The sequence below is a fragment of the Xanthobacter pseudotagetidis genome (genome assembly GCF_043194795.2).
Lineage (GTDB): Bacteria > Pseudomonadota > Alphaproteobacteria > Rhizobiales > Xanthobacteraceae > Xanthobacter > Xanthobacter tagetidis_A.
Genome location: NZ_CM195534.1, coordinates 3,511,972 through 3,523,655 on the forward strand (window position 1 = coordinate 3,511,972; position 11,684 = coordinate 3,523,655).

The 11,684-nt window shown below is 71.1% G+C and carries 9 protein-coding genes; 2 read left to right on the forward strand and 7 right to left on the reverse strand.

Translation table 11 applies throughout. The annotated features are described in order from the left end of the window. Positions 1-81: 81 nt before the first annotated feature. Positions 82-759, reverse strand: coding sequence for a protein-L-isoaspartate O-methyltransferase family protein (locus V5F67_RS16060; RefSeq protein WP_394016800.1), 678 nt, complete (start codon positions 757-759; stop codon positions 82-84). Positions 760-1,006: 247 nt separating this feature from the next. On the opposite strand from V5F67_RS16060, the gene V5F67_RS16065 reads away from it, so the two are divergent. Then, complete coding sequence (locus V5F67_RS16065) at positions 1,007-1,468, forward strand: group III truncated hemoglobin (RefSeq protein ID WP_394016799.1); 462 nt, start codon at positions 1,007-1,009, stop codon at positions 1,466-1,468. A gap of 6 nt (positions 1,469-1,474) precedes the next feature. On the opposite strand, the gene V5F67_RS16070 is transcribed toward V5F67_RS16065, so the two are convergent. Genes V5F67_RS16070 through V5F67_RS16080 form a run of 3 tightly spaced genes read right to left on the reverse strand, consistent with a single transcriptional unit; the run spans position 1,475 to position 4,014 of the window. Next, on the reverse strand, positions 1,475-2,200 hold the full coding sequence (locus V5F67_RS16070) for an ABC transporter ATP-binding protein (protein ID WP_394016798.1): 726 nt from the start codon (positions 2,198-2,200) through the stop codon (positions 1,475-1,477). A 3-nt stretch (positions 2,201-2,203) separates the two neighbouring features. Then, positions 2,204-2,986: an ABC transporter permease gene (locus tag V5F67_RS16075; RefSeq protein ID WP_394016797.1), complete on the reverse strand. Its 783-nt coding sequence runs from the start codon at positions 2,984-2,986 to the stop codon at positions 2,204-2,206. A 32-nt stretch (positions 2,987-3,018) separates the two neighbouring features. Further along, entirely contained in the window at positions 3,019-4,014 is a 996-nt protein-coding gene (locus tag V5F67_RS16080) for an ABC transporter substrate-binding protein (protein ID WP_394016796.1), read from the reverse strand. A gap of 234 nt (positions 4,015-4,248) precedes the next feature. Here V5F67_RS16080 and V5F67_RS16085 point away from each other — a divergent pair, with 234 nt between their 5' ends. Then, on the forward strand, positions 4,249-5,106 hold the full coding sequence (locus tag V5F67_RS16085) for an amino acid ABC transporter substrate-binding protein (protein WP_394016795.1): 858 nt from the start codon (positions 4,249-4,251) through the stop codon (positions 5,104-5,106). A gap of 6 nt (positions 5,107-5,112) precedes the next feature. Here V5F67_RS16085 and V5F67_RS16090 read toward each other — a convergent pair whose 3' ends face one another. From V5F67_RS16090 to V5F67_RS16100, 3 genes are all read right to left on the reverse strand, one after another. Then, positions 5,113-6,264: a DUF3616 domain-containing protein gene (locus tag V5F67_RS16090; protein ID WP_394016794.1), complete on the reverse strand. Its 1,152-nt coding sequence runs from the start codon at positions 6,262-6,264 to the stop codon at positions 5,113-5,115. A 623-nt stretch (positions 6,265-6,887) separates the two neighbouring features. Further along, on the reverse strand, positions 6,888-9,299 hold the full coding sequence (locus V5F67_RS16095; protein WP_394016793.1) for a penicillin-binding protein 1A: 2,412 nt from the start codon (positions 9,297-9,299) through the stop codon (positions 6,888-6,890). Between the two features lie 248 nt (positions 9,300-9,547). Continuing rightward, complete coding sequence (locus V5F67_RS16100) at positions 9,548-10,891, reverse strand: N-acetylmuramoyl-L-alanine amidase (RefSeq protein ID WP_394016792.1); 1,344 nt, start codon at positions 10,889-10,891, stop codon at positions 9,548-9,550. Between the last annotated feature and the right edge of the window lie 793 nt (positions 10,892-11,684).

An 11,684-nucleotide genomic window follows, 5' to 3' on the forward strand; every position in this document is an offset into this window, starting at 1 on the left:
CGCACGATGCCGCTGACGGAACCAACCGGTTCGATGGTGCGGCGCTTTTCGCAGCACCGCGGCAATCGCGCCACAGGGGGGTCAGAAAACGAAGCGCGGCGCGGCCTCGAAGCCCGGCAGCGGGGGCACGGCGGCGTTGAAGGCGATGCGCTCGCTCGGCTGGCCGGCGACCTTGGTGAAGACGCAGGCGCGGCCCGCACCGCCCCCGCCCACGACGCAGATGAGTCGTCCCCCCTCCTTCAGCTGCGCGAACAGCGCGGCGGGGACCTCGTCCACCGCACCGTTCAGGAGGATGCAGTCATAGGGCGCCTCGGGCGCCCAGCCGGCGGCGAGCGGGCCCTGCATCACCGCCACGTTGTCCACCCCGAGGTCGGCGAGGTTGGAGGTGGCGGCGGCGGCGAGGTCCGCGTCCTCCTCCAGCGCCACCACCTGCTGGGCGAGGCGCGAGAGCAGCGCCGAGGAATAGCCCGTGCCGGCGCCCACATCGAGCACGTGCTCGCCGGCCTCGATGTCGGCGAGCTGGACGAGGCGGGCGAGAATCATCGGCTCGACCAGGAAGCGGGGCGCCGCGCCGGCGCCGGCGCCGGCGGCGCGGATCTGGAGGTCGTCGTCGATGTAGGCCAGCGACTTCAGGTTCGCCGGCACGAAACGCTCGCGCGGAATCTCCAGCATGGCGGCGATGATGCGGTGGTCGGTCACGTCGTTGGTCCGCACCTGGCCGTCCACCATGCCGCGTCGAAGCTCGGCGAAATCGATCATGTCATGCCTCCGGCGGTGGCGCGGGCCGACGACCGCGCCGTCATCCCATGGCCGCGCCCCGCGCCCGCGGGCCGGCCTTTGCGCTCAAGAGCCATATCGCCGCCCGATTTGCAAGGCGCCGCGCCGCCGCGCCCGCCGCCGTCGGAATTGATCTGGCGCATTGCTCCCACCCCGGTGCAGCCACAGGAATGTCCGCCTCGAAGGCGGCCGGCTTGCGCAGACCCGGCGCCGCATGAAGGATGGTGCGATGAGCGAGCTCACCCAGCCCCCGCAGCCCGCGACGCGCTCCCTCCTGGCCGATTCCGGCGCCACCATCACCGAGGAGAACATCCATCGGCTGGTGCACGGCTTCTACGACGCGGTGCGCGAGGATGGCCTCCTCGGCCCGGTGTTCGCCCGCGAGATCGCGCCGGAGGCATGGCCGGTGCATCTTTCCAAGATGTGCGACTTCTGGTCGTCGGTGCTGCTGCGCACCAGCCGCTACGACGGCCGGCCACTGCCGCCGCACCTGCGCATGCCGGACCTTGCCGACACCCACTTCGCCCGCTGGCTGTCGCTGTTCCGCGCCACCGCCGACGCCGTGTTCGCGCCGGCCGACGCGAACCGGGTGGTCGCCCTCGCCGAGCGCATCGGCACCAGCTTCCGCCTGTCCATCGCCCTCCATCGAGGCGAGGACACCATGAAGGTCACCCCCCTTCCCCGCGCCTGAGCGCCCTCAGCCGCGCGCCGGCGGGGCGAGCGCCCGAGCCACTTGCGGCAGCGCCAGAAGCCGCGAGGCTTCGGCGAACACCGCGCTCGGCGCGTCGAGGGGCGTGCTCGGAAGGTCCGCCACCACGCGGGCGGGGCGCGGAGAGAGCACGACGATCCGGTCCGAAAGGCGCACCGCCTCCGTGACGTCGTGCGTCACGAACAGGACGGCGATGCCGGCGCGCTCCACCTCGGCGCGCACCAGCGCCTGAAGCTCCGCCCTGAGGCCCACGTCCAGCGCCGAGAACGGCTCGTCCATCAGCAGCAGGTCCGGCTCGACCGCCAGCGCGCGGGCGATGGCGACGCGCTGGCGCATGCCGCCGGACAGCGCGGCGGGGCGCTTGCCAAGATCGCGCAGCGCGAGGCCGAGCCGCTGGAGGATCGCCTGCGCCCGCGCGTGCCGCGCGCCACGCGCCATGCCGGCCGCCTTCAGGCCGAAGGCGGCGTTGTCGAGCGCGCTCGCCCACGGCAGCAGGCGCGGCTCCTGGAACACCATGGCAGTGCGCGCGAAGCCGTTCCTCACCTCGCCCGCCTCGGGGCGCGCGGTACCCGCGGCAAGGCCGAGCAGGGTGGTCTTGCCGCAGCCGGAGGGCCCGATGAGCCCCACCAGCGTTCCCTTCGCCACCGCAAGGTCGATGCCGTCGAGCACCGGCCCGTCGCCAAAGGAGAGGCGCACCCCCTTGAGGCTCAGCATAGCTCAGCCCGCCGCGGCCGACGGCGCGCCGTTCGCCGCCAGCCAGCCGCGCAGCGGCGCGAGCAGCACCGCGTCGGCGACCAGCAGGAACGCCACCACCAGGACGATCCAGGCCATGGTTTGCGGCAGATCGAGATGGGCGCGGGCGGTGGCGATGGCGCCGCCGACCCCGTCGGCGCCGCTCAGCACCTCGGCCATCACCGACACCTTGAACGAGAAGGCGAGCGCGGTGGCGAACGCCGGCGCCAGGAACTGCGCGAGGCGCGGCAGCAGAAGGTCGGTCAGGCGCAGGAGCGGCGGCGCGCGGTAGATGTCGGCCATCTCGGCGAGCCGCGGGTCGCGGGCGCGCACGCCCTGGAGCGCGGCGAGGAACACGATCGGCGCCGCGGTGACAGCCACCGTGAAGGTGGGCGTGCCCCCGCCGGGCCCGAACCACAGCAGCGCCAGCACCACCCAGGCGATGGGCGGTGTGCCGAGAATGGCGGTGAGCATCGGCCGCACCGCCGCGCCCACCGGCATGAACGTGCCGCCGAGCAGGCCGAGCGCGAGCCCGACCGCCCCACCAGCGAGAAAGCCGCCGAGGGAATGGGCCGCGGTCTCTGCCAGCGCCGGTCCCGCAATGCCGCCGACCACAAGCTCCGCAAGGGCCCGACCGGTCTCGGACAGCGACGGCAGGACGAACGGGCCGAAGGCCCAGTTGCCCCCCTGCCAGGCGAGCGCCAGCACGAGGAGGCCGAGCGCGCCCCATCCCGCCCGCGCCAGCCTGGGCTCCAAGTGGCGCTTCAAGCGGGACTCTGCGCGAGCGCCCCCGCGCGCGCTCACAGGTCGAGATAGAAGCTGTCGGGCGGCAGCCTGCCGCCGAGCGCCTCGGGGGAGAGCGCCAGGATCGCCTCGTAGAAGGCGACGAGCGCGCCTTGCATGGGCTTTGCCCCGACCGCCACCACGTTGAAGTGGTCGAGCGAGGCGGAGAACATGGGCGCCTTGATCTGCATCTTCTCCTGGGCGAGCTCGGCCGCCGCCGCGCGGTCCTGGAGCACCCAGTCCTTGGCGGGCACCATGCCCTGGCGCAGGGCCGCCATCAGCTCCGGGCTGTCGGCGAGCAGCGCCTCGTGGACCGCGACCCCAGCCATGGGGATGCCCTCGCCGCCATAGAGGCGCTTCCATTCCGCCTGGAGGCTGACGGCGCGGCGCAGGGTGCGGCCCTCCTTCTTCGCCATCATGATGGCGGCGGTGGCAGGCGGCTCGGAGAGCACGGCGGTGGTGGCGCGGCCCGCCGCAAGCATCTGCGCCGCCTCCATGGGCGTCTGCACGTAGGTGAGCGTCATGTCCTTGTCCGGGTCGAGCCCCTCGCGCTTGGCGATGGCGCGGAACACGAGGTCCGGCATGTCATTGCGAAAGAAGCCCAGCACCGGCTTGCCGGCGAGATCCTTGAAGGAGGTGATGCTCTCGTCGGCAGTGACGATAGACAGATGCCCCATGGAGAGCAGGCAGAGCAGCTTCAGCGGCAGCCCGCGATTGGCGAGGTTGGCCGGCACGTGGGTCGGCGTGGTGAAGAGCCTGGTGCGGCCGGAGACGATGGCGGCGCGCAGATCGTCGGTGTCGCGCCAGAGGCGGAAGGAGGCACCAGGCGCCGCCGCCGCGAACGGCCCGGTCTGCATCAGGCGGACGAGGACGATGGTGGAGGCGTTGGGCGCACCTAGCACCTCGAGGCCGGCGAGCGGCGCCGCGCGCAAGCTGCGCAGCGGGAGGGCCAGCGATCCGCCAAGCGCGGCCATGCCGGCGACGAGGTGGCGGCGGGAAAGCAATGACGGCATGAAAAAAATCCTCGCAATCGCGCGCGCCGGGCGCCCCAGCGGCAGCCTTTCTTATATCCGATTGAATATAGCGTGAAGCCTCCGGAATGTTCCGCATCGACCCCGCGGCGGGCACGCGCAGGCCACATAAGGCCAAGCTTGGCGTTCGGCGCCGCTCCGATGCATGCTAGAAGGGACGGCAGGGCAAGCGCCGACGCCACGGCGCGCCGCGAGGAGAGGTCGGGGGAGAAGGCCATGAAGCGGAACATGGTGCGCGCGGTCCTGTGCGCGGCGGCGCTGACGCTGGCGGGCGCGCGCGCCCCCGCATCGGCCCAGACGCTGGAACGGGTGGCCGAGACGCAGACCTTCCGCATCGGCTATCGCCACTTCGCCCCGCCTTATTCCTATGCGGCGCAAAGCGGGCAGCCGGCAGGCTACATCGTCGACCTCTGCCGGGAGGTGGCGGGCGCGGTGAAGCAGCACCTCAAGCTGCCGAGCCTGAAGATCGACTATGTGATGATCAACGCCGAGAACCGGTTCGAGGCGGTGAAGAGCGGGCAGATCGACATCCTGTGCGATCCCACCTCCATGACCATGTCGCGCCGGGCGCTGGTCGACTTCTCGCTGCCCACCTTCCTCGACGGCGCCAGCGTGGTCACCCGCGGCACGCCGGTGAAGGGCCTCGAGGACCTCAAAGGCAAGAAGGTGGGCGTGCTCAAGGGCACCACCACCGAGGAGACGCTGCGCTCCACCCTCGCCCAGATGCGCATTCCGGCCGACATCGTGCTCGTGGACGACCACCCGCAGGGCCTCGATCTTCTGGCAGACGGCAAGCTCGACGCCTATTTCGGCGACCGCGGCATCCTCGCCTACCTGATCCGCAACCGCGCGAAGGGTGGCAGCCTGAGTCTCTCCGAGCAGTATTTCACCTTCGAGACCTACGCCCTCGCCATGCCGCGCGGCGACCAGGCGTTCCGCCTGCTGGTGGACACGACGCTCGCCAGCCTCTACCGCACCGAGAGCATCCGGCAGATCTATGCGCGCTCCTTCGGCTCCTTCCCGCCGGACCAGTTCCTCGACGCGCTGTTCGTCATCAACGGCGTGCCGAAATAGGGACGATCACGGGCGCGGGACGCGGTATTCCGCCGGCGCCCCGCCCTCGGCGCTGTCGAACAGGACCAGCAGCCGGTAGTCCTCGCCGGCCTCGTCGGCGAGCACGAGCAGGCCCTCCGGCTTGGCCATGGGATGGGCGGAGGCCAGCACCGCGAGCGGCCGCGTCGCCTCGCCGACCCCGTCCCAGAAGTGGACCAGGCTCGGATAGGTGAGGCCCGGCTGCTCCGTCACGTCGAGACCGGCGAGGATGAGGAAGCCCCCCTCCACCGCCACCAGATCGCGGATGCCAAAGGCGGCGCCGAGCCGCGCCTTCAGCACGGCTGGTTTCAGCGACGGCGCTGCCGTGGCATCGAACAGGGCCTGCGCCGGCAGGCGAAGCACGAAGGCGCGCCCGTCCCGGGTCGGCGCGCGCAAGCCGAAATAGAGATCGCCGTCCTTGGCCGCGAGCCCCTCGATATTGACGCCGCCTTGGTCCAGCCCCGGGCATGCCTCCTCGCGCGCGCAGGCCTTGGGGCCGAGCTCCGGCACGGCGGCGATCAGCCGTTCCAGCACGCCGGTGCGTGCCACCTCCGGGGCCGGGCGCGGTCCGTCGAAGCCGGCGAAGGCGGGCCGGCCGGTGGCCGGGTCCACGGGAATGCGAAACAGGCCGAAGCGCGCGCTCTGGTAGCTGCCGCTGCCGCGCGAGGCGCCGTGCGAGCCGGTGACGTAGTAGAAGCCGTGATCACCCGCGCGCACGAAGGCGGCGCCTTCCGCATCCACCTCCTTGTTGCGCGCGCCGGCTTCGTCCTTCTTGGCCACGAGCGTGATCGAGGCGCCGAGCGTGATGGCGTCCGCCGTCACGGTCGCAAGCCGCGCATGGCGCACGCCGTCGCTCACCAGCAGGCAGGCGCGCCCGGCCGCCCCGATCGGGGTCGCGCAGGCGATGGCGCTTATGTCCTTCGCTTCGTTCTTGCCCTGAAAGGCGCCGCGCACCTCCAGCTGGCGCTCGGGCGCGACCAGCGCAGCCGGCGCCGGCGGCGCGCCGTCGGGGCCGTGGGCCTGGGCCGGCCACAGGCCGGACGCCGCGGCGAACATGAGAGCGGCCGCAAGCCGGGCCACGATGGTACGCTCGCCCGCGCGCGGGGGCGCAAGCCGGCATAGGGAGCGTCTGGAGGCCATGTCCTCTCCCGGTCGAGCGCCTTGGGCGCGGCGCGCTGTCGTGCACCGGCAATCTGACCGGTTCCCGCCTTGAGGCCAAGGGTCCGCGGGCGGCACAGGTTTTCACGCCGTCATGCGCCGACTTGATCGGAGCATTCACGCGACCTGCCCAGGATCGCTGACCGATCGCAGGATGGGCCCTCCGATCACGTCGGAGGGCGACGGCGGACAAAGCGGGAGCGCCGGGAACGAGGCGACGGCGGGAAGGCGGGCGGCTGGCGGCAGCACGCCTCGCCGCATCTCAGAAGACCACCGTCATGCCCCGGCTTGTCCGGGGCATCCACGGCACCGCTTGCGCCACGCTCCGGAAAGCGCAGGCCCGCCCGGCCGCAGGGTGGATCCCCGGACAAGCCGGGGATGACGGTGGTGAAAGGTGACACAGGCGCGGAAGGAGAGGGAGCACGCACGGCGGCCCCACAAGCCGCCGTCATGCTCCGACTTGATCGGAGCATCCACGCCCCTGCCCCGCATCGCGCCAGATCGCAGGATGGGCCCTCCGATCACGTCGAAGGGCGACGGTAGGCAAAATGTGGGCGCCGGGCACGAGGCGCCCACAGGTGCCCCGAGGTGGTCCGGCCTCGCCCTCAGTAGAGGCCGCCGGTCCCAGAACGCACAGCGCGATCCGCCTCCGGCGTCACCGTGCCGTCGGAATAGACCACGTTGTAGCCATCCGGCGGGGCGGTGCCGGGCTTGAAGGCTTCGAGGATGGCATTGCCGTCGCCGGCGCTCGTGCGCTGGCCGCTCTTGCGGTCGATGCGCACCAGCTTGATGCCGGCCGGAACCCGGAACGGGATGGCGGGCCGGTCGGCGATGGCGGTGCGCAGGAACTCGCGCACCACCGGCGCGGCGAGGATGCCGCCGGTCGAGCCCTTGCCCATGGGACGCGGCTTGTCGTAGCCGAGATAGACGCCCACCACGATCTCCGGCGTGAAGCCGATGAACCAGGCATCGCGCTCATCGTTGGTGGTGCCGGTCTTGCCGGCGATGGGCTTGCCCAGCTCCTTCAGCGCCGTGCCCGTGCCGCGCTGGACCACGCCCTCCATCATGGAGGTGATCTGGTAGGCGGTCATGGGATCGAGCACCACCGGACGGCGGTCGACGAGGGTGGGCTCGGGCTGGTTCTGCCACTTCTCGGCATCGCAGCCGCGGCACTCGCGCTCGTCGTGGCGGTAGATGGTGTGGCCGTAGCGGTCCTGGATGCGGTCGATCAGCGAAGGCGTCACCTTGCGCCCGCCATTGGCGACCATGGCGTAAGCACCGGTCATGCGCAGCAGCGTGGTCTCGCCGGAGCCGAGCGCCATGGCGAGGTAGGGCGCCATGTCGTCATAGATGCCGAAACGCTTGGCGTAATCGGCTATGATGGGCATGCCCACGTCGTTGGCGAGGCGCACCGTCATCACGTTGCGCGACTGCTCCAGACCGAAGCGCAAGGTCTGCGGGCCATAGAACTTGCCGGAATAGTTTTCCGGCCGCCACGTATCCTGGCCCTTCTGCTCCAGCTCGAACGGCGCGTCGATGACGATGGTCGACGGCGTGTAGCCGTTGTCCAGGGCGGCGGAATAGACGAAGGGCTTGAACGAGGATCCGGGCTGGCGCATGGCCTGCGTCGCTCGGTTGAACTGGCTCTCGTCGTAGGAGAAGCCGCCGGTGAGCGCGAGCACGCGGCCGGTGGTGGGCTCCATCACCACGATGGCGCCCTCGACCCCGGGGAACTGTCGCAGCCGGTACTGGCCGGGGCGATTGGCGAACGGCTCCACATAGATCACGTCGCCGGGCTTCACCACCTGGGTGAGCGCCTTGCGGGTCCACTTGACGCCGTCGGCGGGAAGCAGCTCCACCACGCGCTCGTTGGAGCGCTGGCCGGACTTCTCGCGCCGCGGCTGAAGGCCGATGCGGGCATTGTCCTTGTTCACGTCGAGCACCACGGCGACGCGCCACGGCACGTCGCCGAACTCCTTCACCTCGCCAAGCTTCACGCCCCAGTCGACGCCGGCGAGCTCGATGTGGGTGATGGGGCCGCGCCAGCCGCGCGCCTCGTCATACTTGATCATGCCCTCGGTCAGCGCCTTGCGGGCCGCCACCTGGAGATCGCTGCGCAGCGGCGTGCGGACCGAGAGGCCGCCTTCGTAGAGCTTGCGCTCGCCGTACCGCTCGTAGATCTGCCGCCGCACCTCCTCGGCATAGTATTCCGCAGCCTCCGCCTGGGCGCCGGTGGCGCGCGGGGTGACGGTGAGGGACGCCTTCTTGGCCGCCTCGCCGTCGGCGGTGGTGACGAAGCCGTTCTCGACCATGCGATCGATCACCCAGTTGCGGCGGTCGACGGCGCGGTCGCGGTCGCGGAAGGGATTGTAGGTGGACGGCGCCTTGGGCAGGGCGGCGAGATAGGCCACCTCCTGCACGTTGAGCTGATCCACCGACTTGTCGAAATAGACCAGCGCCGCGGCGGCGATGCCGTAGGCGCCCATGCCGAGATAGATCTCGTTCAGGTACAATTCCAGGATGCGGTCCTTGGAATAGGCGCGCTCGATGCGCAGCGCCAGCAGCGCCTCCTTGATCTTGCGATCGATGGACACCTCGTTGGTGAGAAGGAAGTTCTTCGCCACCTGCTGGGTGATGGTGGAGGCGCCCTGCGGGCGGACGTTCTTGCCGTAGTTCTGGAGGAAGAAGCTCGCGGCCCGGAAGATGCCCGTGGGATCGAGGCCGCCGTGCTCGTAGAAGTTCTTGTCCTCGGCCGAAAGGAACGCCTCGATCACCAGCTTCGGCACCGACTGGATGGGAATGTAGAGGCGGCGCTGCTTGGCGTATTCGGCAACCAGCGCGCCGTCGGCGGCGTGCACGCGCGTCATCACCGGCGGCTCGTAGTTCTGCAGCTGCGAGTAATCGGGCAGGTCCTGGGAATATTTCCAGACGAAGTAGGTCGCCCCGGCTGCCCCGACCAGGAGGACGAGGGTGCCAAGCGCGAACATGAACCCGAAGAACCGCAACAGCAGCCGCATCGTCCCGCCTTCCTCCTGCGGGCCGAACCCGCCGCCTTCCGGCCCTTCACGCCATAGCGCGAGATTGCCGCGCTGCGAAGGACAAATTGCCGGCCCCCGATGGCCGCGGCCTTGCGCGCCGTCACATCGGCGCGACCATGCGCCGGTCTTTCCTGCGGCCGGCACACGAATCCGGCGCCTTCTATGGTGGCCAAACGTGGCTGCTTCGCGACAAGCGCGAAGCTTGCGCGCACCGCCTCCATCTTCCGTTACGGCACATGCCGCTCGGTACGTGCCGGCGCGCCGGCAAGCTGCGGCTCGAGGAACTCCGAAATCGCCTGCATGATCGCGTCCGTGACGCGGTCGCGCCAGGCGTCCGAGGTGAGAAGCTTCAGGTCGGCGGGGGTGGACATGTAGCCCAGCTCCACCAGGACCGAAGGCACGTCGTGGGCGCTCAGCACCTTGAAGCCGGCGGAACGCAGCGGCGTGCGATGGGTGCGCACCGCCCCCTTCAGCTGGCCCACCAGCGAGCGTGCGAACAGGGATGAGAAATTGCGCGTCTCCCGCCGGGCGAGGTCGACGAGGATCCCGGCCACGTCGTCGCTCTCGTCGGAGAGGTCGAGGCCGGCGATGATGTCCGCCTTGTTCTCCTTCTCGGCGAGGGTGGCGGCATCGGCGTCGCTCGCGGTCTCGGAGGCGGTGTAGACGCTCGCGCCGCGCGCCTGGCCGTCGCCGGCCGCCAGCGCGTCGGCATGGAGGGAGACGAAAAGGGCGGCGCGGTTGGCGCGGGCGATCTTCACCCGCTCGCCGAGCGGAACGAACACGTCCCCGGTGCGCGTCATCACCACCCGGTAGGCGCCGGTCTTCTCCAGCTTGTCGCGCAGCGCCAGAGCGGTCTCCAGCACGATGGTCTTCTCGGCGAAGGCGCTGCGGCCGGTGGTCCCGGTGTCGATGCCGCCATGTCCGGGGTCGAGGACGATCACCGGACGGGCATCTCCAGGAACCGCGGCGGCCGGGGCCGGCGGCGGAGCGAGCCGGCGTTCGGCGGCGGAGGCGCGGGAGCGCTCGAAGCTCGCGGCGTCGGTCGGCACCAGATCCACCACCAGGCGGGCGGGCTCGCCGTCCTGCGCCTCAAGGACGAAGGCCCTGTCGATGGCGACCGGCCCGGTCGCCTCCAGCACCATGCGCGCCTTGCCGGGCGCCAGCGTGCCGAAGCGCCAGGCAGAGACAAGGCCGCGCCGCATCTGGTCCGGCTCCGGCGTGAAGCGGAAGGCGACGCCCGACAGATCGAGGATCACCCGGTAGGGATTGGCCAAGGTGAAGGCGCGGAACGGGGCGGCGCGATCGAGGTCGATCACCAGGCGGGTGCGCTCGGCATCGCCGGCAAGCCGCGCGTCGCGGGCCGCCGTTTCGTCCGCAGTGGTCGCGTGGGCCGAGGACGCGGTCGCGGCGGCCTGCGGCCCGCTCCCCGGCGACTCGGCCCGCAGGCTCCCGGCCGAGAGGCCAAGCGTCACCGTGGCGAGCACCACCAGCACCTGAGCCGCGCGCGCCGCGGCGCGCAGGCCCCGCCGCGCGCGGCGGGGCGGTGGGCAGGTCGCGGCGCATGCCGTCATGGGGCGTCCCCGCTCTGGAGGCACCCCGGTGCCGCGACCGAAGCCGCCCCGCAGGTGCGCGATGGATCCCGCAGCGAATCCGGTCCGGCCGCGCCAGCGTCCCGGACCCCTCGGCCCGCCTTCCGCGGTGCGCTGCGATCCAAGCGTTAAGAGGCAGGACGTTAACCGCTGGTATACGGAGCGGCGGGGCGGCCTGGGCGTTGGAGCCCGATGTTACCGTTATCTGGCGTCCGATGCTGTGCCGCGGTGCGCAAGAACCTTGCCAAGCGGGAAGCGGGCCGGGTAAGTAAAGATGGTACACGGTTCGCGTTCCGGCCAGGGCCCTTCGGCCTCAGGCGGCCGCGGCTGCCGCGGGTGATGTCCCGGTGTGCGGCTGTCCTCCGCCAGGAGCCGGCCGCGAGGGTCATGGCCCTGTCCCGCCTCCCGCCCCTTCTTCGGGCGGTGCGCGGACGGCGGGCATCCTTGGGATGTCCGGGCGTCGGCCCACTGGCCGCCTTCGTCCATCGGCCCCCTCGGCTTGATCTGGGGAATCGCGCGGACGTGTACGATGGCCGCATCGGGAGCCTGCTCCCAGGTCCGGCCGGACCCGTCATCGAGGAACGAGTAGCCGAGGGCATGGATCTTTCTCCGCACGACCGGCGCGCTCATCGCGCCCCCGTGTGCCCCGACGCCGAGGGTGTTCGCAACACGCCCGGGCGCGATCGTTCCTCTACCTCCTTACGTCATCACATCCGGCGTTCCAGCGGCGTCCGGGCGGGCCTTATTGCGGCTGCGCCCCTGCGACCGCTCCGGG

Bases quoted from the DNA above. Each gene is read 5' to 3' on its own strand.
- V5F67_RS16095 (WP_394016793.1), bottom strand. From the start codon at position 9,299: ATGCGGCTGCTGTTGCGGTTCTTCGGGTTCATGTTCGCGCTTGGCACC.
- V5F67_RS16065 (WP_394016799.1), top strand. From the start codon at position 1,007: ATGAGCGAGCTCACCCAGCCCCCGCAGCCCGCGACGCGCTCCCTCCTG.
- V5F67_RS16085 (WP_394016795.1), top strand. From the start codon at position 4,249: ATGAAGCGGAACATGGTGCGCGCGGTCCTGTGCGCGGCGGCGCTGACG.
- V5F67_RS16060 (WP_394016800.1), bottom strand. From the start codon at position 759: ATGATCGATTTCGCCGAGCTTCGACGCGGCATGGTGGACGGCCAGGTG.
- V5F67_RS16070 (WP_394016798.1), bottom strand. From the start codon at position 2,200: ATGCTGAGCCTCAAGGGGGTGCGCCTCTCCTTTGGCGACGGGCCGGTG.
- V5F67_RS16080 (WP_394016796.1), bottom strand. From the start codon at position 4,014: ATGCCGTCATTGCTTTCCCGCCGCCACCTCGTCGCCGGCATGGCCGCG.
- V5F67_RS16090 (WP_394016794.1), bottom strand. From the start codon at position 6,264: ATGGCCTCCAGACGCTCCCTATGCCGGCTTGCGCCCCCGCGCGCGGGC.
- V5F67_RS16100 (WP_394016792.1), bottom strand. From the start codon at position 10,891: ATGACGGCATGCGCCGCGACCTGCCCACCGCCCCGCCGCGCGCGGCGG.